The 20428-nt window shown below is 52.4% G+C and carries 18 protein-coding genes and 4 tRNA genes; 11 read left to right on the top strand and 11 right to left on the bottom strand.

Annotation, left to right across the window (positions count from 1 at the left end; genetic code table 11):
• Positions 1–79: 79 nt before the first annotated feature.
• Positions 80–1099, bottom strand: a complete 1020-nt coding sequence (locus WKJ03_RS02400; protein WP_337840554.1) for an MBL fold metallo-hydrolase — start codon at positions 1097–1099, stop codon at positions 80–82.
• Between the two features lie 118 nt (positions 1100–1217).
• Here WKJ03_RS02400 and WKJ03_RS02395 point away from each other — a divergent pair, with 118 nt between their 5' ends.
• The 4 genes from WKJ03_RS02395 to WKJ03_RS02380 all read left to right on the top strand — a co-directional run bounded on the left by WKJ03_RS02395 (position 1218) and on the right by WKJ03_RS02380 (position 4107).
• A complete protein-coding gene (locus tag WKJ03_RS02395) occupies positions 1218–1829 on the top strand; it encodes a TetR/AcrR family transcriptional regulator (protein WP_337840553.1) in 612 nt (203 codons plus the stop codon).
• A gap of 65 nt (positions 1830–1894) precedes the next feature.
• Positions 1895–2236: a 50S ribosome-binding protein YggL gene (locus WKJ03_RS02390; protein ID WP_337840552.1), complete on the top strand. Its 342-nt coding sequence runs from the start codon at positions 1895–1897 to the stop codon at positions 2234–2236.
• Positions 2217–2531, top strand: coding sequence for a hypothetical protein (locus tag WKJ03_RS02385; RefSeq protein WP_337840551.1), 315 nt, complete (start codon positions 2217–2219; stop codon positions 2529–2531). The genes WKJ03_RS02390 and WKJ03_RS02385 overlap by 20 nt, the downstream gene beginning before the upstream one ends.
• Before the next feature lie 109 nt (positions 2532–2640).
• Complete coding sequence (locus WKJ03_RS02380) at positions 2641–4107, top strand: carbon starvation CstA family protein (RefSeq protein WP_337840550.1); 1467 nt, start codon at positions 2641–2643, stop codon at positions 4105–4107.
• 47 nt (positions 4108–4154) lie between these two features.
• Here the strand turns inward: WKJ03_RS02380 and folD are convergent, their stop codons facing one another.
• A complete protein-coding gene (gene folD, locus WKJ03_RS02375; RefSeq protein WP_337840549.1) occupies positions 4155–5015 on the bottom strand; it encodes a bifunctional methylenetetrahydrofolate dehydrogenase/methenyltetrahydrofolate cyclohydrolase FolD in 861 nt (286 codons plus the stop codon).
• 258 nt (positions 5016–5273) lie between these two features.
• Between folD and WKJ03_RS02370 the strand changes: the two genes are divergently transcribed.
• From WKJ03_RS02370 to WKJ03_RS02355, 4 genes are all read left to right on the top strand, one after another.
• Positions 5274–5350, top strand: a tRNA-Pro gene (locus WKJ03_RS02370).
• Between the two features lie 28 nt (positions 5351–5378).
• Positions 5379–5455: transfer RNA gene (locus WKJ03_RS02365), tRNA-Arg, on the top strand.
• Positions 5456–5480: 25 nt separating this feature from the next.
• A tRNA-His gene (locus WKJ03_RS02360) sits at positions 5481–5556 on the top strand.
• Between the two features lie 20 nt (positions 5557–5576).
• A tRNA-Pro gene (locus WKJ03_RS02355) sits at positions 5577–5653 on the top strand.
• Between the two features lie 176 nt (positions 5654–5829).
• On the opposite strand, the gene fadE is transcribed toward WKJ03_RS02355, so the two are convergent.
• Positions 5830–8292 (bottom strand): acyl-CoA dehydrogenase FadE, encoded by a 2463-nt coding sequence (gene fadE, locus WKJ03_RS02350; RefSeq protein ID WP_337840548.1) that lies wholly within the window; start codon positions 8290–8292, stop codon positions 5830–5832.
• Positions 8293–8457: 165 nt separating this feature from the next.
• On the opposite strand from fadE, the gene WKJ03_RS02345 reads away from it, so the two are divergent.
• Complete coding sequence (locus tag WKJ03_RS02345; RefSeq protein WP_337840547.1) at positions 8458–9222, top strand: class II glutamine amidotransferase; 765 nt, start codon at positions 8458–8460, stop codon at positions 9220–9222.
• Here the strand turns inward: WKJ03_RS02345 and WKJ03_RS02340 are convergent.
• The 8 genes from WKJ03_RS02340 to WKJ03_RS02305 form a co-directional block, all read right to left on the bottom strand.
• Positions 9201–9941, bottom strand: a complete 741-nt coding sequence (locus WKJ03_RS02340) for a DUF3108 domain-containing protein (RefSeq protein ID WP_337840546.1) — start codon at positions 9939–9941, stop codon at positions 9201–9203. The two genes, WKJ03_RS02345 and WKJ03_RS02340, sit on opposite strands and share 22 nt — an antisense overlap.
• Positions 9922–10572: a phosphoribosylglycinamide formyltransferase gene (purN, locus tag WKJ03_RS02335; RefSeq protein WP_337840545.1), complete on the bottom strand. Its 651-nt coding sequence runs from the start codon at positions 10570–10572 to the stop codon at positions 9922–9924. Before purN ends, WKJ03_RS02340 begins: the two co-directional genes overlap by 20 nt.
• Positions 10572–11612 carry a phosphoribosylformylglycinamidine cyclo-ligase gene (purM, locus tag WKJ03_RS02330; protein ID WP_337840544.1) on the bottom strand — a complete coding sequence of 347 codons (1041 nt, stop codon included), beginning with the start codon at positions 11610–11612 and terminating at the stop codon, positions 10572–10574. The genes purN and purM overlap by 1 nt, the downstream gene beginning before the upstream one ends.
• A gap of 80 nt (positions 11613–11692) precedes the next feature.
• Entirely contained in the window at positions 11693–12100 is a 408-nt protein-coding gene (locus WKJ03_RS02325) for a hypothetical protein (RefSeq protein WP_337840543.1), read from the bottom strand.
• A gap of 16 nt (positions 12101–12116) precedes the next feature.
• On the bottom strand, positions 12117–13013 hold the full coding sequence (locus WKJ03_RS02320; protein WP_337840542.1) for a LysR family transcriptional regulator: 897 nt from the start codon (positions 13011–13013) through the stop codon (positions 12117–12119).
• Between the two features lie 22 nt (positions 13014–13035).
• Positions 13036–14001 (bottom strand): tRNA 5-methoxyuridine(34)/uridine 5-oxyacetic acid(34) synthase CmoB, encoded by a 966-nt coding sequence (gene cmoB / locus WKJ03_RS02315; protein ID WP_337840541.1) that lies wholly within the window; start codon positions 13999–14001, stop codon positions 13036–13038.
• On the bottom strand, positions 13998–14738 hold the full coding sequence (cmoA, locus tag WKJ03_RS02310; RefSeq protein WP_337840540.1) for a carboxy-S-adenosyl-L-methionine synthase CmoA: 741 nt from the start codon (positions 14736–14738) through the stop codon (positions 13998–14000). Before cmoA ends, cmoB begins: the two co-directional genes overlap by 4 nt.
• Positions 14739–14799: 61 nt before the next feature.
• Positions 14800–15642, bottom strand: a complete 843-nt coding sequence (locus tag WKJ03_RS02305; RefSeq protein ID WP_337840539.1) for a DUF72 domain-containing protein — start codon at positions 15640–15642, stop codon at positions 14800–14802.
• Between the two features lie 64 nt (positions 15643–15706).
• On the opposite strand from WKJ03_RS02305, the gene WKJ03_RS02300 reads away from it, so the two are divergent.
• Positions 15707–18520 (top strand): transporter substrate-binding domain-containing protein, encoded by a 2814-nt coding sequence (locus WKJ03_RS02300; protein WP_337840538.1) that lies wholly within the window; start codon positions 15707–15709, stop codon positions 18518–18520.
• Positions 18521–18590: 70 nt separating this feature from the next.
• Positions 18591–20369 (top strand): aspartate--tRNA ligase, encoded by a 1779-nt coding sequence (gene aspS / locus WKJ03_RS02295; protein WP_337840537.1) that lies wholly within the window; start codon positions 18591–18593, stop codon positions 20367–20369.
• The last annotated feature ends 59 nt before the right edge of the window (positions 20370–20428 follow it).

Here is a 20428-nt window from a genome sequence, read left to right as displayed (position 1 = left end):
GTTTCAGCGCTCTGACCTGACGCCAGACATGAAAAAGGGCGGCTATGCTAACAAAGCCGCCCCGGTTAATGAAGGTTTTTTATGCGGGGATAAACAGCGGTTCCAACGACAGGGTCGCGCCGGATGGCATCAGCTCGCGCCACCAATACAGGTTGGGTTGCTGTGGCTGACCAAGTTGTGCCAGTTTCACTGCGGCGCCAAACACAGGGGTCACCAGCGGTACCTGGTAGGCTTCGGCGGCCAGCGCCAGCCGTTCCAGCGGTTCGTACCAGGCATGCATGGCCAGATCAAAACTGCTGTTATGCACGGGCATCAGGTACCTGGCCTGTAAATCCAGATGCGCTCTTAAACTCTGCTCAGGCTGCATATGCACATCAGGCCACAGCTCGTCGTAAGCGCCGGTTTCAATCAGGGCTAAATCAATAGGGCCAAAACGCCGGCCAATCTGGGCGAAGCCATTGAAATACCCACTGTCGCCACTGTAGAAGATCCGTTGTTGGCTCGACTCCACCACAAAAGAAGCCCAGCAGGTCTGGTTTTTATCCCAGAAACCGCGGCCGGAAAAATGCTGGGCTGGCGTGGCGTGAATGGTCAGACTGCCCAGTTGGGTCTGTTCCCACCAGTCCAGCACGCGGATTTTATCGGCAGCAATACCAAAGCGGATTAAATGCTGGTCCACCCCAGGCGGCACAATAAAACAACGGCTTTTGGCGTCCAGTTGCTGCACTGACTTTTTATCCAGATGATCATAATGGTCATGGCTGATCAGCACGGCTGACATTTCCGGCAAGTCGCTGATCTGCATCGGCAACGGATGGAAGCGTTTTGGGCCCGCAAACGACAGGGGAGAGGCCCGCTCTGAAAAAACCGGGTCCAGCAGCAGGTACTGGCCGTCAAGACGCAGCAGTACTGTGCTGTGGCTCAGACGTATCACCAGATTGTCTTTGCCTGATAAATCGGGCTGTTGCACCGGCAAGGCCTGGCTTGGGGTTTTGTCCGCCACCTTCTGGCTCAGGTAGCGCCATAAAATGCGAACCCAGGGGGTTTTGTCCTGAGTGTCGGCCTGAACACGGATCGGGTGAGCTGTCTGGCTGTTCATATGGGCTCCTGAGATGAAGATTAAAGTAAACTACACGGTGTAGTTTAATAAAAGCCATGAAAAAGTAAACTCAGTAGTGTAAAATTTTTTTCAGATTAGGTTTTACGGAGTCAGTCAGGTGGAGAAACTCAGTCGTTCAGAGCAAAAGCGTCTGGACATTCATAAAGCGGCCTTGGCTGAATTTAAAGAAAAAAGTTTTGCCGGTGCCAGTATGGATGCCATTGCTGAGCGGGCGGCGGTGTCCAAACGCACTGTGTACAACCACTTTGAAAGCAAAGAGGCCTTGTTTCAGGCGGTGACGGAGTCGTTCTGGCAACTCAGTAAAGACGTCACCAATGTGGAGTATGATCCGGCAACAGACATTGTGGTGCAGCTGGAAAACATCACCGAAGCCATGTGGCAATTGTACTCTCAGGCTGATTTTATCGAGAAGGCCAGGGTGCTGCTGGCGGAGTATATTCGTCAGCCGCAACTGATTGAACAAATGATCCAGCAGGTGTCGGAAAAAGAGAAAGGCTTAAGCCGCTTTCTGGCTCAGGCGCATCAGGCCGGGGTGTTACAGATTGATGACCTGAGAATGGCGGAGACCCAGTTCTGGGGGTTATGCAAGGCGTTTGCCTTCTGGCCCGTGGTGTTCCAGATGCACGATTACAGCGCCAAGCGTGCGCAAATCATCCGAAGCAATGTGCAGATGTTTGTCTGTCAGTACCGGGGCCGTGCAGAAAAATAACTTGAATCTGTGGCGTCCAGCCTTCAGGATCGCGCATCGATTGAATTGGGACTAAGGAGTTTAGTGTGTCTAAAGTGAAAAGCCGTCGTTTACAAAAAAAGCTGTATCTGGGTGAGTTTGCTGAATATGGTTTTATGTTGTCCTGTAAGTTGGCTTTGGCTGATGAACATGCTTTCAGTGCATTTCTGGAAAACGTGATTGGCCAGGTTGAACAACGTGATCTGGTGATGGCCGGTGGTGGGGATAACACTCAGTTTGAAGCTTTTATCTGGTCAGCCCACCGTTACGGCTCTGCCACTGTGGAAGACATTGCCGCTGTAACTGCATGGTTTAACAGCCAGCCGCAGGTGTCTGAGCTGAAAACCAGCGAACTGGTGGATGCCAATTATGGCGTTACTTCCTTCTGAAAAAGCCCCGTTATGGCTGCGGCTGTTGTCTGCTGCAGCCGTATGCGCTGCACTCCTTGTACTGGGACTGGGCACTTACAATGCCAGCCTGACACAACTGGAGTACAGCCGTTTGACCGGCGTGATGCTGATTGCTTTGGTGTTTGCGCTGCAGCCCGACATCTATTGGGATGTGCTCAAAGGCAAAACAACGCTGGCTGCGGCTCCTAAAGCCTTGAATGCGCTGTTTTACAGCGGGGTCTTTATGCTGGTGTTTTCTGCATTGGCAGGGTTGGTGCTGAGCGGGAAGCTGTAACGCTTTCCGCCTTGCTTGCCTTCCAGATCCGACCATTGGCTAATTGGGTGTTTATTGTTGTCCTGTTAGGATAGAGTCTGTCAATAAAAGCCAGACAGGACAGTACCTTATGCTGATCTTCTTTCTATGCCTTGCCATTCTTGCGCTGGGTTATAAATTTTACAGCCCTTTTGTCGAGAAACAGGCGGGGATAGATCCATCCGCTGCCACACCACAACAACGCTTCAGCGAAGGTGTGGATTATGTGGCCCTGAGCCCAACCCGGGCATTTTTAATTCAGTTTCTGAATGTCGCTGGGGTAGGTCCTATTTTTGGGCCTATCCTGGGGGCTTTGTATGGGCCGGTGGCGCTGGTCTGGATTGTTATTGGCAACATCATTGGTGGTGCTGTGCATGACTACTTCTCAGGAGTGATGAGCCTGAAGGAAGATGGTAAAAGCCTGCCTGAGATAGCCCGCCACTATTACAATGTGGTGTTTAAAGGTTTGATGCTGGTGTTCACGGCCATGTTGCTGTTTTTCGTCGGTGTGGTGTTTATTATGAGCCCGGCCGGTTTACTGGCGAACCTGAGTGTCTTTGATGGCACTATCCTGGAAAACAACACCTTCTGGGTTCTGGCCATTTTGTTTTATTACTTTCTGGCGACCTTGTTGCCGGTGGACAAAATTATTGCGCGTCTCTATCCGTTTTTTGGCGGTCTGATGATCGTCATGACCACGCTGATAGCCGGTGCCTTGCTGCTGGAAGCGCCACATCTGCCGCAGGTGCAGGATGTGTTTGCCTATTTCACCCATAGTCATCAGGAACATGAGCTGTTGCAGCCGAATCCGGATGGCTTGCCGGTGTGGCCTCTGTTGTTCCTGACCATTACCTGTGGTGCGATCAGTGGTTTTCATTCCACCCAGTCGCCTATTATTGCCCGCTGTCTGACCAATGAAAAATACGCCCGTCCGGTGTTTTACGGTGCCATGATGTGTGAAGGTATTGTGGCCTGTGTCTGGGCTCTGGCCGGTATTTCTGCCTTCCCGGGCGGTTATGTCGAGCTCAAAGCCATGCTGGATCAGGGGGGCCCGGGTTTAGTGGTCAACCATATTTCGACCAGCTATCTGGGCGTTCTGGGGGGCGTGATGGCGGTGCTGGCGGTCGCAGCTTTCCCTATTACGTCGGGTGATACGGCGTTTCGTGCCTTGCGTCTGACCATAGTGGATGCCTTTGCTATTCCACAAAGCGTGCGTAACCGCCTGTTGCTGGCGGTGCCTATTCTGTTTGTCGCTTACCTGATGACCTTGCTGGATTTCTCGTTGATCTGGCGCTACTTCGCCTTCTCCAACATGTTGCTCTCCACCAGCGTCTTGTGGCTGGCAACTAAATACCTGTTTGACCGCGGTACCTTTCATTGGATTGCCAGTATTCCGGCTGTGATAGGCACTGCTATTACTGTGGCTTATATTGCCACTGCTCCTATAGGTTTTGCGCTGCCTGCGCATTACAGCAAAGCCATAGGGGCAGCAGTGGCACTGATCAGCCTGATTGCGCTGCTGCTGGCGCATCAGAAGTATCGGTTGAAAGCTGCTTGAGCTAAATAAAAAAGGGCCAAATGGCCCTTTTTTATAATCCGTGACGGCTAAGCCTGATCGTGGAACTGCTCGCAGGCTTCCAGGGTATTTTCAATCAGGCAAGCTACTGTCATAGGGCCGACCCCACCAGGTACAGGCGTGATAAAACGGGCCTGTTCAGCTGCTTTGTCAAATTGCACATCACCGACCAGCTTACCGCTGTCCAGACGGTTAATACCCACGTCAATCACTATGGCGCCCGGTTTAATCCAGTCGCCAGGGATAAATTCAGCTTTACCCACGGCCACCACCAACAAATCTGCGCGGCGCACTTGCTGTTCCAGATTTTTGGTGAATTTATGGCAGACGGTGGTGGTGCAGCCCGCCAGCAGCAGTTCCAGCGCCATGGGACGACCGACAATATTGGATGCGCCGACGACAACCGCATCCATACCGCGAATTTGCACCCCGGTGCTTTGCAGCAGCTTAATAATGCCTTTCGGTGTGCAAGGGCGCAGCGCAGGCATGCGTTGTGCCAAACGGCCAATATTGTATGGATGAAAACCATCAACGTCTTTCAGCGGGTTAATGCGTTCCAGAATGGCGGAAGCATCCAGACCTGCCGGCAACGGCAATTGCACCAGAATACCGTCGACTTTTGGGTCGGCATTCAAGGTGTCAATCAATGCCATTAAATCCTGTTGGCTGGTACTGGCAGGCAGGTCATAAGAAAAGGATTCAAAGCCTACTTCCTCGCAGGCCTTGCGTTTGCTGCCTACGTAGACCTGAGAAGCGGCATCCAGCCCTACCAACACAACAGCCAGGCCTGGGGCGCGTTTGCCAGCGGCCAGACGTTGCTGGACCCGTGCTGCAACCTGGTTGCGGGTGGATTGGGCAACTGCCTTGCCATCAATGATTTGTGCTGCCATCGGATTACTCATTTAGTTGCTGGATCTGATGGGCGCTAATTGTCGCACAGCAGAGCGGAGCAGGCCAACCTGAATCCTGAACCGGACTGAATAAGTGCCAGAAATTGTTTAAAAAAATGGCTTTGAGTGCGGCTAATTTCAGCGAAAGCGCCAGAAGGTTTAAATTATGAGCAATCAGTCTTGGCGCGGCAAAAAAAGGTTTGACGCTCCTGCAGCCGGGCTGTAATATTCCGCCCCGTTGCAGTAGTGTAACGATGTCGGTGATTAGCGCAGCTTGGTAGCGCACTTGGTTTGGGTCCAAGGGGTCGCAAGTTCGAATCTTGCATCACCGACCATCTTAGAGAGCCTCGCGGCCTCGAGTTGGCGCCCGTAGCTCAGCTGGATAGAGCAACGGCCTTCTAAGCCGTGGGTCATAGGTTCGAGTCCTATCGGGCGCGCCATTGCAACAACAGAAGTTCTACCGTGGTGGCTGTAGCTCAGTTGGTAGAGTCCCGGATTGTGATTCCGGTTGTCGTGGGTTCGAGCCCCATCAGCCACCCCATCTAGCTTTACAAAATACGTCGGTGATTAGCGCAGCTTGGTAGCGCACTTGGTTTGGGTCCAAGGGGTCGCAAGTTCGAATCTTGCATCACCGACCATCTCTTTTCAGAAGCCGCTTTAGCGGTTTTTTTGTTTTCTGCGTTTCGCATCGCTTTTATCTTGCTGTTTCATTGACTCTCTGCTGACCGCCTGCGGTGCATTGTTTATGTTTGCTGGTTAGCAGGCAAAAAAAAGCCTGCACTCAGGCAGGCTTTTCAGTCAGAGCTGTGCCGGTTCAGGCGGCTGCAGAAGACGACTTTGCAGTTTCTGCAAACAAGGATTTATCTGCGGCCAGATAGGTCGGTTCAAAATCATCGACATTAATGGTATGCAGGCGGCCTTGTTCCGCAACACGCAGCTTTTCTGCTTCCTGCTCGGTAATGACACCTAACGACAGGCCCAATTCCGCCACTTCATTCAAACGGTAGAAGGGCAGACGTTTGCCAGCAGCCTGCGCTACTTTATCAAACAGCGGCTCGGCAGCCAGGATGTCCGTCAGTGCTTTTTCAATCAGACCAATCTGGTTGTTTGGTTCAACTGTCAGGTAGACACCTGTCGCCAGACGTGAACGGGCTTCACAAGGCGTTTGCATAATGCGGGCAACCTGATGATCCAGCTGATCCGAAGGTTTACGTAAACGACGGCCCCATGGGAACAGCAATTTACCCAGTACCACACCGACGGCGCGGTTCGGGAAGTTATCCATCAGCTCGTCCAAAGCCTGCTGCGCTTTGTACAGATTGTCCTCACAGGCCCACTGCACACAAGGCAGATCCTGCGCCGGACGACCGTCATCGTTAAAGCGTTTTAATACGGCTGACGTGATATAGAGCATGCTCAGAATGTCACCCAAACGGGCAGAGATACGCTCACGGCGTTTTAAATCGCCGCCTAAGGTTCCCATAGCTACGTCTGACATCAGCGCCAGTGCTGCACTGAAGCGGTTCATCTGTTTGTAGTAACGGGCTGTGGCGTCATTGTATGGGCTTTGTGAGAAGGCCGCATTGGTCAGACCCAACCAGACAGAACGGAAGAAGTTGCTGATGGCAAAACCAATATGGCCAAACAAGGCACGATCAAAGGCGGTGACAGCAGCACGCTCATCGTCCAGGCCAGCCGCCTGTAATTCAGCCAGCACAAACGGATGGCAACGAATAGCGCCCTGACCGTAGATAATCATATTGCGGGTCAGAATATTGGCACCTTCCACCGTAATGGCTACTGGAGCACCCTGGTAACCGCGGGCCAGGTAGTTGTTCGGGCCCATACAGATGCCTTTACCACCGTGGATATCCATCGCATCGATAATGGCCTGACGCATGCGTTCAGTCATATGGAATTTGGTAATAGCCGATACCACCGAAGGTTTTTCGCCCAGGTCAATGGAACCGACCGACATGGTGGTGGACGCTTCTGACATATAAGCGTAACCGCCCAGACGGGCCAGTGCTTCTTCAATACCTTCCATTTTGCCGATAGGCAGTTTGAACTGACGACGGATACGGGCGTACGCACCGGTCAGCAGCGCAGCTGCTTTAATACCGCCAGTGCTGTTGGATGGCAGCGTGATAGCGCGGCCTACGGACAGACATTCCACCAGCATACGCCAGCCCTGACCGGCCATCTTCGGGCCACCGATGATGTAATCCAGCGGTACGAAGACGTCCTTGCCTTGTGTCGGACCGTTTTGGAACGGCACATTCAGCGGGAAGTGGCGGTTGCCGATTTTCACACCTGGGGTGCTGGTTGGGATCAGCGCACAGGTAATGCCTAAATCTTCTTTATCACCCAGCAGTTTGTCCGGGTCTTGCAGTTTAAAAGCCAGGCCTAACACGGTAGCGATAGGCGCCAGCGTGATGTAACGTTTGTTCCAGGTTAAACGCATGCCCAGCACTTCTTTGCCTTCCCACTGGCCTTTACAGACCACACCAACATCAGGGATAGCACCAGCATCTGAACCCGCCTCCGGGCTGGTCAGCGCGAAACAAGGGATTTCCAGGCCTTTGGCCAGACGCGGCAGGTAGTAGTCCTGCTGCTCTTTGGTACCATAATGTTGCAACAACTCGCCAGGGCCTAACGAATTAGGCACACCGACGGTACTCGACAGTATCATGCTCTTGCTGGTCAGTTTTTGCAGCACACAAGACTGGGCATAGGCAGAGAATTCCAGACCACCGTATTCTTTTTTGATGATCATGGCAAAGAAGCCATTGTCTTTCAGGAACTGATAGACCTGGGGCGGGATGTCGGCACGTTCATGCGTAATGTGCCAGTCGTCCACCATGCGCAGCAACTCTTCACAGGGGCCGTCGAGGAAAGCCTGTTCTTCCGGGCTTAAGCGTGGTTTCGGAAAGTTGTGCAGCTTGTGCCAGTCCGGTGAGCCGCGGAATAAATCACCTTCCCACCAGGTGGTGCCAGCGTCTATCGCTTCTTTTTCAGTGGAAGACATCTCAGGCATAATTTTACGGTACAGCTTCAGCAGCGGTTTGGTCAGGTAAGTCTGACGCACGGAAGCAATATTCAGTGGCGCCGCAAGCAGTGCAAAAATAATCCAGCTGGCCAGCCCCACAGTGTCTGTGAAAGTCGCAACAGCCAGTTCAATGGCAATAGCTGCAGTAAACAGGCTCAGGCTGGCTCTGTGGTAGGCCAGCACCGCGACTGTAAAAAACAGCACAAGTAATAAAATTAAAACGTCCATCATATACTCCTGAAATCTAGAGGTCAGACCACTATCGACCTAGAGTAGTGTGAGCGGGGCTAAGATGCAAGTCATTCCTTGAGATTGGGCTTGATTCGCTGTCAGTTTTTGTTGCACTCTGCCTGTAAATTCATTCCCAATGGCTCAGACCTTTCAATAGCTGCTATGTGTGAACTTTTAGGTATGTCGGCCAATGTGCCGACCGATTTTTGTTTTAGTTTTAAAGGCCTGCGGGAGCGGGGCGGTAAAACAGGCCCACATAAAGACGGCTGGGGTGTGGCCTTTTATCAGGGCAAAGGCGTCACCAGTTTCAAGGACCCGACACCCAGTTATCAATCTGAAATTGCCCGTTTATTAACGGACTATCCACTGAAAAGTACCAGTCTGGTGGCCCATATCCGTCAGGCCAACAGCGGTGGTATTGGGCTTGAAAATACCCATCCCTTTACCCGGACTTTGTGGGGCCGTTACTGGACTTATGCCCATAACGGCCAGTTGACCGGGTTTGAGCAACTACCGGTTGGGCAGCACCTGGTGGTGGGGCAAACCGACAGTGAACATGCCTTTTGTTATTTGCTGCACCGGCTGGAGCAGCAGTTTGTAACCGCACCAGCGGATAACAGGGCTGCTTTTGAGTTTATGGCGGCTGTCTGTCCGGAGCTACAGGCCCTGGGGGTTTTTAACCTGCTGTTGTCGGATGGGGAATACCTGCTGGCCTATTGCAGCACTAAACTGCATTGGATCACCAGACGGGCTCCTTTTGGAGTGGCGCGTTTATCCGATGTGGATCTGGATATCGACTTTGCCAAGGAAACCACGGACCAGGATGTGGTGTCAGTGATCGCCACCATGCCACTGACCTGTAATGAGCAGTGGCAGGTGATGCAACCAGGCCAAAGCCAGCTGTTCTATTTAGGTGAGCCGGTTTGACCGTTCAGTTCTGACAGTTGAATATCAAACTGCTCGACGCCATCTTCGGCCTGCCATAAACGGACCAGCAGATAATCCAGCTCTGGTGCCACCCAGGCCAGCACCTGCTTGTCTTTTTCTGTGCGTTCAATCCGGATGGTTTTCAGCTTACCGTAAGGCAGCAGTACTAATTCTTCCGCGGCTTTTTTGTAATGGTACTCGCGCTCATTGCCGTCGCGATTCAGCACTTGGTAGACAAAGTCGGTTTTGCCGGCTTTCAAGTCCAGCACCAGTTGGGTCTGATAGCCCAAAGCGTCCAGCCACTGCGCATTCCAAGGCAGGGTTTTCGGCTGACGTTTTTTGCCAACCAGCAGTTGCTGCTGGCTCCAGTCCAGATTCAGCTCGTAATAGCGGTCTTTGCCGGTACCAGTGCGCTGCATCAGGTAACGTTGAGGCTGCACCCGGCCTTGCTGCAGTACAAACCAGGATGTTTCTGAGCGTTTATCGTCAAAGATCAGAAAACTGACGTCGCTGCTATAGCCCAGTTCATAGCCGCTGTCAGTTTGTTTCAGGTAGCGTTTGGCTTCGCCCAGTTTTTTACCGGAGCGAAAGGCATCGTATTTGGCATCAAAAAGAGTAAGACTCTGAGCTGGCGCCGGCTCTTCAGCCTGCAGAAGCAGCGGGGTTAACAGTAAAAAAAACGGCGCTATGAAGCGCCATTTAGTCATTGTCCTCGTCATCAGCGTATCCATGTTCAGATAAGACCTGGCCGTCTAACAATGCCTGATCTGCTTTCTGTTGTAAACGCTGCTGACAAAACCAGCGCACCACCAAAGGATAAATGCGGTGTTCCTGCTCATGCACCCGTGCAGCCACCAGTTCGGCATCGTCTTCCGGAAAAATAGGCACTTTGGCCTGCAGCACCACGGGCCCACCATCCAGTTCTGCCGTGACAAAATGGACTGAGCAGCCATGTTCGGTGTCACCGGCATCTATAGCACGCTGGTGGGTATTCAGACCCTGGTATTTGGGCAGCAGCGAGGGATGAATATTCAGCAAACGCCCCTGATAATGTGCCACAAAAGCCGGGGTCAGAATACGCATAAAACCGGCCAGTACCACCAAATCAGGCTGATGGCTGTCAATCAGCTGAATTAAGGCGGTGTCGTAGTCTTCGCGGCTATCGTAGTCCTTGTGGCTCAGCACCGCAGAGGTGACACCGGCAGTTTCAGCACGTTTCAGGCCATAGGCCGATGCTTTGTTGGAGATCACCGCCTTCACCCGGCCAGGGATAAAACCGGCACTGCAGGCGTCGAGGATTGCCTGCAGATTGGAACCTGAGCCGGAGATCAGTACAACAATGGATTTCATTAGTGGATAACGACCTGAGCTTCGTCTGCGGAGGCGGTCTGAATTTCACCTAAATGCCAGGCGTTTTCGCCGGCGGCTTTCAGTTGCGTCAGGGCTGCATCCAGCTGCTCGGCCGGAACCACCACAATCATGCCAACACCACAGTTAAAGGTGCGGTACATTTCGTAGCGTTCAACATTGCCTTGCTGTTGTAACCAGTTAAACACCGCAGGCCACTGCCAGCTGCTTTCATTGATCACGGCTTTGGTCTGTTCTGGCAGCACCCGGGGAATATTTTCCCAGAAACCACCGCCTGTGATATGGCACAGTGCATGCACCGGCAGGGCTTTAATCAGCGCCAGCAGGTTTTTCACGTAGATACGGGTAGGCGCCAGCAGGTGGTCAGCAATGCTTTTGCCTTCCAGCTGAGTGTGCGGGTCCTGACCACTGACTTCCAGAATTTTCCGGATTAAAGAGAAACCATTGGAGTGAGGGCCTGAAGACGCCAGTGCAATCAGCTGATCACCAGCTTTGACTTTGCTGCCATCAATGATGTCGGCTTTTTCCACCACACCGACACAGAAACCGGCGATGTCGTAATCTTCACCGTGGTACATGCCAGGCATTTCAGCGGTTTCACCACCAACCAGCGCACAACCGGCCTGATGGCACCCTTCGGCAATACCTTCCACCACAGTAGCGGCCGTATCGACGTCCAGTTTGCCTGTGGCGTAATAATCGAGGAAAAACAGAGGCTCAGCACCGGATACGGCAATGTCATTGACGCACATGGCGACCAAGTCGATACCCACGCCATCGTGACGTTTTAAATCCATCGCCAGACGTAACTTGGTGCCGACACCGTCTGTACCTGACACCAGAACTGGTTCTTTGTAACCGGCAGGGATTTGGCATAAAGCGCCGAAACCACCCAGACCGCCAATTACTTCTTTGCGGGTGGTGCGTTTTACCGCGCCTTTAATTCGATCAACTAAAGCTTCACCTGCGTCAATATCCACACCAGCGTCTTTGTAACTTAACGACGTTTTTTGCTCGCTCACGGCTGTCCCCAATGGCTAGAAAAGGTTGGTCTAAAAAAATTGCGCGCATTTTACCTTGGAACTGCCGCTGACAAAAGGATTTACTGACGAATACCCTCTGAAGCTTTGGCAAAATAGGCAGATAAACTCATTTCAGGACGGCTGACAATTTGGTGATAACAGATGGAAGCAAAAGGGAAATCTTTGTCGTTCACCTTCACCGCCGTGTAAGGTTCGGCGCTGTTGCTTTGGTCATAATGCCAATGGCCGGCACGGTGACGGATAAAGACTTCGCCGGTGTAAGCGCCCAGGATCGAGCTTAAGGTAAAGAGCTCTGCAGCTGTATAGTGTTTTTGCTGATGCTGTTGTTTCAGCTGGGCCAGAACCTGATCCAGCTGGATTATAGATTCCAGACTGAAATCCAGCTCCACACCGGTAAAGTCGGAAACAAACTTGATGGCGTCGATGCTGGCGCTCTGCATCAGTTCAGTAATTTGTTTTTGGTCCATAGTTCAGTTCCTCAGTTCATTCTTGTTGTTGATGCTCTGCCAGCAGCAGTTCCCGCAGTTGTTTACTGCCCGGTCCCAGAGTCTCTTCTTTGGGCGTCACCAGTGATAACGGCACCACCCGGGCTGAACTTAAGGGAATATTAAGCCGGACAATCTGACCTGCGTCCAGCGCATCCTGAATAATAAAGTCGGGCAACCAGCAAAATCCGAGGCCTGAGCGCACTATATCCAGCGCTTCAAAAAAGTTATTGACTGTCCAGCGCTGCTCCGCTTTCAGCCAGCCAATATCTTTGGGTTTGCTGGCGGTGTCCCGGATCACAATCTGCAGATGCTGGCTTAAATCATTCAGATCGAGCGACAGTTCCGACGCCAGCGGGTGTTGCGGCCCTACCACCGGAAACATCTGAGTCACGGTTAAAGGCTCGCCCATAAAGCCACGCGGAATACTGCTGGACCCCGCTATGACCAAATCGGCTTTATGCTCCAGAATCATTTCGGTAGAGCCGGTGATCACTGTATCAATAATCTGAATACGGCTGCCGCGTGACAGAGGATGAAACCTGGCGAGGGCGCGGTACAAAATCTGCTTTGGATACACCAGTTCAACCGCAATGCGGATTTCCGGTTCCCAGCCCATATTCAGGTTGGAAGCCAGGAGTTCCAAATCTTCAATTTGTTGGGTCAGGAAGCGGGAGCGGCGTAACATCACCTCACCGGCTTCGGTCAAAAACGCCTTGCGGCCTTTGACTTCCAGCAGTTCAACCCCCAGCTGGGATTGCAGCTTGGCTACAGCGTGATTTAAAGACGACTGGCTTTTATTTAATAAATCAGCCGCTTGGGCGTAACCGCCAGCATCCACCACCGCCTGCAGAATACGCCATTGCTCCATGGTGGATTTGGGACGGTACGGCATTCAGTGTCTCCGGGGCTGAGGCTCAGTTGCGGGCAATAATCACGGCGCGCAGCGGAGCCGGATACCCTTCAATAGTCTTACTATGATCAGCGGGGTCAAGAAAATCAATCAGACTTTCATTTTCCATCCAGTCGGTGCGGCGTTGTTCCTCCAGGCTGGTTACCGACAAATCGACCAGGCGGGCCTCTTTAAAGCCCACCCGTTCCAGCCACAGCAGCAGCGCGGGCACGCTGGGAATAAACCAGACATTACGCATTTTGGCGTAGCGGTCAGTGGGAACCAGCACGGTGTGAACATCGCCTTCGACCACCAGGGTTTCCAGCACCAGTTCGCCGCCTGGCTTCAGTTGCTGTTTCAACTGAGTTAAAAAATCAATAGGGGAACGGCGGTGATACAACACGCCCATCGAAAAGACGGTGTCAAAGGCTTTTAAAGCCGGTAACTCGTCGATACCAATGGGCAACAAATGCACCGCCGGATCTGGGTTAAAGTGTTTAATGGCTTCAAACTGGCAATAGAATAGCTGAGAAGGGTCGATGCCCACGACAAAACCTGCGCCTTCGCCACGCATCCGCCACAAGTGATAGCCACTGCCACAGCCCACATCCAATACCGTTTTATGAGCCAGCGGGCTGAGGTGGGGTAACACCCGGTCCCATTTCCAGTCGGAGCGCCATTCGGTGTTGATGGTCAGGCCATGCAGGGTAAAAGGCCCTTTGCGCCACGGCATCAGTTGTTTCAGGAGGACTTGCAGGCGCTGACGTGCGCCTTCTGACAAGGCGTCTGCATCACCAAAGCTGACCTGAGTTTTCAGCTCCACAGTGCCTGAGGGGCTCTCTGGCAAATGCTCCAGCACTTTTTGCCACTGCTTAAAATCGCCATGCAAAGCGTCTTTTTCCCACTGTTCCAGCTGAGCTGGCAGGCTGGTCAGCCAGTGGGCCAAACCGTTGGCGGCGATTTGCTGGTAAAAGGCGTTAAAACGGCTCATGTTGGGGCTCCTTGTTTAATGGCAACCATGGAGCAGAAGTTAAAGCACTGAAACCAGACACTGATATGACTGAAACCTGCGGCTTCCAGCCGGGTCTGATGCTGAACTTTGCTGTCCGGGCGCATCACATTTTCAAGGGCGGTACGTTTCTGGCTGATTTCCAGTTCGCTGTACCCATTGGCACGTTTAAAGTCATGGTGCAGGTCAATCAACAACTCATGAATCAGTGCATCCGGCTCGACAATTTTTTCTGACAACACAAAAATACCACCGGGTTTGAGCGCCTGATAAATGCGCTGGACCAGCAGATCCCTGTCGTCGGGCGGTAAAAACTGCAGGGTAAAATTGCTGACCACCATGGCGGCGTTGCTCATCTCAACCTGACGGATATCGCCCAGTTCAACCCGGGCTGGCACGTCGGAGCGAAACGCCTGCAAATGGCTCTGGCAGCGGGTAACCATAGCGTCGCTGTTATCCACACCTATGACTTCACAACCTTCAGCTTCTATATTGCGGCGCATCGCCAGAGTGGCCGCACCTAAGGAGCAACCCAAATCGTAATAGCGGCTGTTCGCCTGCTGATAACGGGCGGTTAATTTGCCAATGGTCTGAATGATGGTCTGATAACCCGGTACCGAACGTTGGATCATGTCAGGAAATACATCGACCACGGCCGCGTCAAAACGGAAATCCTGAATATGACCCAGAGGGTCGGCATAAATCTGATCTTTGTTCATAAAAGGTACCGGCAGCAAAAAAACGGTCGTCAGTTTACCTGAATTCAATGACGCTGCGAACTCAGAGCAGGTTTAACTGAGGCGGCGGTGCCAGCCAGGGCTGCAAAATCGGGTGGTTGATGCCCAATTCCTGCACAAACTGACGGGCCAGCAGCGGTGAGGTTTGATTGTCCGGGCTGTGAAAAAACAGATAGGGGCTGCGGCCTTCATGGAGCCATTGCCGCACCTTGGCCAGCCATGGTTGGTAATAAAGGCGGTTCCTGTCTGGATCATCGACTCCGACAAAACGCAGCATCGGCGTCTGACTCAGTGCTATGGCGTGCACAGGCAAATAAGGCTTTTTACGCTGCGCTTCGGCCAGTTGGACTGTCGTTGGAGCCACCGAAAACAGCGCACGAGAATCAAAAATGACCCGCTCTGTTTCCCAATCCCGCAGCAGCCGGTTCAGCCGGATTTCGTGTTCGGCTTTGTCAAAAAATGCCGGGTGCCGCACTTCTACAGCCAAAGGGTACAGAGGCCGCACTGCGCCAAGCATTTGTTGCAACCAGGGCATAGCCGCCGGGCTGAAATGCGCTGGCAATTGCAAATGCAGCAGGCCAATTTTGTTGCGTAGTGGCAAAAACAGTTGCAACCACTGCTGCAGCAGTTCGGGTTGCCACTGATCAAACAGGTGGCTGATGCTGCGGGGTAATTTCAGCGTAAAACGAAAGTCTGCCTGGCTTTGCTGCAGCCATTTCTGAATGTTTTCTGTCGTCGGTGTGGCGTAAAAAGTGGTATTGCCCTCGACCGAATTGAAAAAGCGGCTATAGTTAGCTAAGAAATCAGATGGCGCCAGGTCATTGTCATATAACAGATTTTTCCAGTCTGTATTGGCCCAGACCGGGCAGCCTAAATACAAAGTCATCTTATCCGTTTACGCTGGCAACCCCAAAGTCGCGTAGTGTACGAAAAATTATGATGCAGGCGCTATGTTCAGGATTCTAAGTTGTGTATTGATGCTGTTACTGGCGCCCTTACTACAGGCTGCGGAACTCTCTGCCTTAAAGGCGCAACTGAAAGTAGCTGTTTCCAATGATTCCTACCCTTATATGTTTACCGATGAACAAGGCCGTCCTGCAGGCCTGGTGGTGGATTTCTGGCAGCAGGTGGCCGAAGCGCAGCACCTGGATCTGGAATTTATAGCAGTCGACTGGCCACAAAGCCTGCAGTTACTGGCGGAACAAAAAGTGGATTTTCACGGCGGTCTGGGAGAAACGCCGGTGCGGGCTCAACAGTTTTTGCTGGGAAAAAGTTATCTGGAACTGACCAGCAATGTATTTGTGCATCGGGATCTGAATCGGGTGATCAGTCTGGCCGACTTGTTACCTCTGGTGGTGGGGACTGTGGCGAACGCTACCCATGCGGAACTGCTGCGACGGGTGCTGCCGGACATTACGCTGAAAACTTACCCCCATGCCAGCGCTCTGTATAAAGCCGCGCTGGCCGGAGAAATTAAAGCCTTTACCGGTCTGGACCGGCTGTCTCCAAGGTATCCGGAATTCAGTCAGCTGGACTTGTTATTTCCTCTGTATAAAAAAATTCCTTTGCAGCAAATTCAGCTGACTTTTGCCACCCATAAAAACAACAAAAAGTTGCAGCAGGCTCTGCAGCAAGCGGCATCCGCCGTGTCTGCTGAATTCATCGGTCAACTTGAACGGAAATGGCTGGGGGTGGCCACGGACCCTGGCAGCCTGCTGATTGGCGTCTCAGTCGGCAATCAACCCTTTATGCATGTCAGCCAGTCCGGTGAGGTACAAGGGCTTTTTGTCGATATCTGGCGCTTATGGTCAGAGAAAACCGGTATCAAGGTGGCTTTTATGCCTGGGCAATCGGACGATCTGCTGGCCTATCTGCATAAAAGCCGCATTGATGTGCAAATGGCACAGATGCAGCACCCGGAAAAAATGGCCGGGTTGCAGTCGGCCTACCATCTGTACAACCTGAGTTCTTCGTTTTATCACTTGAGTTCTACGCCTGTTACAGGCCTGCCGGATTTGGCTGGCAAACGCATTGGTCTTATGCATACATCCACTTATGCGGCTGATTTAAAAAGCCAGTACCCCGGTATCCTTTGGCAGGAATACCGCACTCTGGAAGCGATGATCGATGCTGCCCAGCGCAGGCAGATAGTCGGTTTTTTTGCGGCTGATCTGATGGTGGTCAAACGGCTGAATGAAATGAACAGCGGTTCCGCTTTTACTGCTCTGGGCGAACCCCGCTTTGACAGTGCGATTCATTCACTGATCCGCCCTGGGAATGAACTGCTGTATCAGCAGATCCAGCAAGGTTTTGCCCAGATCAGTCTGGACGAATTGATCACATTGGAGCAGCGCTGGCTGGACCCTGCGATGTCAGCGTACTACCGGAAGTTTCGTGAGCAGGTGCCGTTGAGTACGGATGAAATGCAACTGGCACAGCAAGAGCTGAATGTCGGTGTAATGGCCAACTGGCCGCCTATCGAATTCATCGGTCAGAATGGGCAGTTCCAGGGCATGACAGCGGATGTATTGGCCCTGCTGAATCAACGTTTAGGCGCCAGATTGACCGCCAAACCTTACCACAACTGGTCGCAGTTGGTGACTGACTTTGAACAGGGCAAGCTGGCGGCTGTGGCCAATATGTCCGATTTGCCGGAACGTCAGGCCTATGCTGACTTCAGTGTGGATTATTGGACCTTGCAGTGGGTGCTATTGGGACAGGCACAGCAGGAGTCGGTGCAGACTGTGGCAGCGATGTCACCCAAACGTATTGCCATGATGCAGGATTATCAGTATCTGCACGAATTTCGTAAATCCTTCCCTCAGCATCAGCTTGTTGCCGTGCCCAGTATTGAACAGGCGGTTGACATCATGCTGAAAGGCGAAGTGGATTTTGTACTGGACAATATAGTGGCGGTGGGGGTGGTGCTGACAGACCCTGCACTGATCAATTTGCGGGTTCAGATCCCGGCGGATCTGCCAGCTGAACCCTCTTACTTTGCGATTCATAAAAATTACGCTCAGCTGCGGGTGTTGCTGAATAAAGGCATTAAAACCATCAGTGATGCTGACAGAAAAACCATTCAGGACAAATGGTTGAACTTGCATGTTCAACAGGGCCTCGACAGAAGCCGGTTGATTGAGCTGATCCTGCAGGTGGTGGCTGTCGCAGTGGCCGTGGTGCTGGTGTTCTGGATTTGGAATTATTCGTTGCGTCGCGAAGTGAATTTACGCCGGCAAATGGAAGAAAAAATGCGTTTTATGGCCGGTCACGACGAGTTGACCCAACTGGCAAACCGTTCCTTGTTTATGGAGCGGTTGCAAAGTGCTATTCACCAGCATGCCAGGCACAATGAATTGCTGGCTGTGTTATTTATGGATCTGGACGGCTTTAAACAGGTCAATGACCAGTATGGTCATGATGTTGGGGATGAACTTCTGGTACAGCTGGCGCAGGTATTGAAATATTGTGTGCGCAAAACGGACACAGTGGCCCGCTTTGGTGGCGATGAATTTGTGCTATTGCTGACGGGGCTGATTGACCGCGACGATGCGGCTATAGTGGCAGAGAAAATTTTGCAGTGTCTGGAAGACTCGATGGTGTTGTCGGTCTGTCAGATCCGGGTTTCTGCCAGTATTGGCATTTCGGTGTATCCGCAGGATGGTACAGATGCCACGCAACTGCTGAAAGTGGCGGATCAGTTGATGTATCAGGTGAAGCAACAGGGAAAAAACCAATACAGATTCAGCAGCAGGAAGCCGTGACAAAGCCCTTCATTTCTATATAATGAGCCCTCATTTTTGCTGACAAATAGCTCGGATTAAAGGATAAGCAATGCGCAGCCATTATTGTGGTTCATTAAAGGCTTCAGACGTAGGCCAGACAGTCTCCCTGTGCGGTTGGGTGAATCGCCGTCGTGATTTAGGAGGTCTGATATTTATCGACCTGCGGGACCGAGAGGGGTTGGTGCAGGTATTCTTTGATCCGGATTTAACCGAATTGTTTGAACAGGCGTCCGGCCTGCGGCATGAGTTTTGTGTGCAAATCACTGGTACTGTGCGGGCCCGTCCGGAGTCGCAGGTGAATAAAGACATGGCGACCGGTGAAGTGGAAGTTTATGCTTCAGCCTTGACTATTCTGAACAAGTCTCCGGCGCTGCCGCTGGACTTTAACCAGAACAACAGTGAAGAGCAGCGTCTGAAATACCGGTACCTGGACCTGCGTCGCCCGCTGATGAGCGACCGTCTGAAGTTTCGTGCCAAAGTCACCAGTTTTGTCCGTAACTTTATGGACAGCCATGGTTTTATGGACATCGAAACCCCGATCCTGACCAAGGCGACCCCTGAAGGGGCCCGTGACTATCTGGTGCCAAGCCGCACCCACAAAGGTCAGTTTTTTGCATTGCCACAATCGCCACAGCTGTTTAAGCAGTTGCTGATGATGTCTGGTATGGACAGGTACTACCAAATTGTGAAGTGTTTCCGCGACGAAGACTTACGGGCAGACCGTCAGCCTGAATTCACTCAAATCGATATCGAAACCAGCTTTATGAGCGCGGTTGAAGTGCGTGAAGTCACGGAAAAAATGGTTCGCCAGCTGTTTCAACAGCAGTTGAATGTCGATTTAGGCGAGTTCCCGCAAATGACCTTTAACGAAGCGATGCGCCTGTACGGTTCTGATAAGCCGGACTTACGCAATCCAATGCAGTTTGTGGACATTGCCGATTTAGTGAAAGACGTCGACTTCAAAGTATTCTCTGGCCCGGCCAACGACCCGAAAGGTCGGGTGGTGGCGTTAAAAGTGCCAGGTGCGGCAGAAAAAGTATCGCGCAAAGACATTGACGCGTACACCGCCTTTGTTGGCATTTATGGTGCCAAAGGCCTGGCCTGGGCCAAAGTGAATGACAAAGCCGCTGGCCTGGATGGTATTCAGTCCCCTGTGGCCAAGTTCTTAACGGCGGACATTGTCGCTGAATTGCTGAGCCGCACTGGCGCTGACAACGGCGACCTGATTTTCTTTGGCGCAGACCGCTATAAAGTGGTGTGTGAAGCCATGGGCGCGCTGCGTCTGAAACTGGGTGAAGACTTAGGTCTGACAGTTCCTGGCTGGAAGCCATTGTGGGTGGTCGATTTCCCTATGTTTGAGGAAAACGATGATGGCAGCTTCTCTGCGGTGCATCACCCGTTCACCTCGCCACTGGATACCCAGGCGTTTCTGGACACCCCCATGGACCAGCTGGAACTGGGCAATCTGTTGTCCAATGCTTATGACATGGTGCTCAATGGCACTGAATTGGGGGGTGGTTCTGTCCGTATTCACAACTCAGAAGTGCAGGCCAAAGTCTTTAAATTGCTGGGCATCAGCGATGAAGAAGCGGCTGAGAAGTTTGGTTTCCTGCTGGAAGCGTTGCGTTACGGTGCGCCACCACATGCCGGCCTGGCCTTTGGTCTGGACCGTCTGGTGATGCTGATGACGGGCGCCACCTCGATTCGTGATGTGATGGCGTTCCCGAAAACAGCCACTGCGGCCTGTCCGCTGACTGATGCGCCAGGTTTTGCCAACCCGCAGCAATTGGCCGAGTTGGGTATTTCTGTGGTCGCCAAGCCGCAATAATTGATCTGGTCTGGCTGCAGGTGCTGCAGCCAGCTGAAAAACCGGCGACGCAAGTCGCC

Source organism: Rheinheimera sp. (genome assembly GCF_037442525.1).
GTDB lineage: Bacteria > Pseudomonadota > Gammaproteobacteria > Enterobacterales > Alteromonadaceae > Pararheinheimera.
The sequence above is the reverse complement of the archived record's forward strand: the minus strand, read 5'-3'. Positions and strand labels throughout refer to the sequence as shown.

What these genes read in the sequence shown, in the direction of transcription:
- WKJ03_RS02400 (WP_337840554.1), bottom strand. Translation starts at nt 1,099, where the DNA reads ATGAACAGCCAGACAGCTCACCCGATCCGTGTTCAGGCCGACACTCAG.
- WKJ03_RS02385 (WP_337840551.1), top strand. Translation starts at nt 2,217, where the DNA reads ATGGCGTTACTTCCTTCTGAAAAAGCCCCGTTATGGCTGCGGCTGTTG.
- WKJ03_RS02380 (WP_337840550.1), top strand. Translation starts at nt 2,641, where the DNA reads ATGCTGATCTTCTTTCTATGCCTTGCCATTCTTGCGCTGGGTTATAAA.
- folD (WP_337840549.1), bottom strand. Translation starts at nt 5,015, where the DNA reads ATGGCAGCACAAATCATTGATGGCAAGGCAGTTGCCCAATCCACCCGC.
- fadE (WP_337840548.1), bottom strand. Translation starts at nt 8,292, where the DNA reads ATGGACGTTTTAATTTTATTACTTGTGCTGTTTTTTACAGTCGCGGTG.
- WKJ03_RS02345 (WP_337840547.1), top strand. Translation starts at nt 8,458, where the DNA reads ATGTGTGAACTTTTAGGTATGTCGGCCAATGTGCCGACCGATTTTTGT.
- WKJ03_RS02340 (WP_337840546.1), bottom strand. Translation starts at nt 9,941, where the DNA reads ATGACGAGGACAATGACTAAATGGCGCTTCATAGCGCCGTTTTTTTTA.
- purN (WP_337840545.1), bottom strand. Translation starts at nt 10,572, where the DNA reads ATGAAATCCATTGTTGTACTGATCTCCGGCTCAGGTTCCAATCTGCAG.
- WKJ03_RS02325 (WP_337840543.1), bottom strand. Translation starts at nt 12,100, where the DNA reads ATGGACCAAAAACAAATTACTGAACTGATGCAGAGCGCCAGCATCGAC.
- WKJ03_RS02320 (WP_337840542.1), bottom strand. Translation starts at nt 13,013, where the DNA reads ATGCCGTACCGTCCCAAATCCACCATGGAGCAATGGCGTATTCTGCAG.
- cmoB (WP_337840541.1), bottom strand. Translation starts at nt 14,001, where the DNA reads ATGAGCCGTTTTAACGCCTTTTACCAGCAAATCGCCGCCAACGGTTTG.
- cmoA (WP_337840540.1), bottom strand. Translation starts at nt 14,738, where the DNA reads ATGAACAAAGATCAGATTTATGCCGACCCTCTGGGTCATATTCAGGAT.
- WKJ03_RS02305 (WP_337840539.1), bottom strand. Translation starts at nt 15,642, where the DNA reads ATGACTTTGTATTTAGGCTGCCCGGTCTGGGCCAATACAGACTGGAAA.
- WKJ03_RS02300 (WP_337840538.1), top strand. Translation starts at nt 15,707, where the DNA reads ATGTTCAGGATTCTAAGTTGTGTATTGATGCTGTTACTGGCGCCCTTA.
- aspS (WP_337840537.1), top strand. Translation starts at nt 18,591, where the DNA reads ATGCGCAGCCATTATTGTGGTTCATTAAAGGCTTCAGACGTAGGCCAG.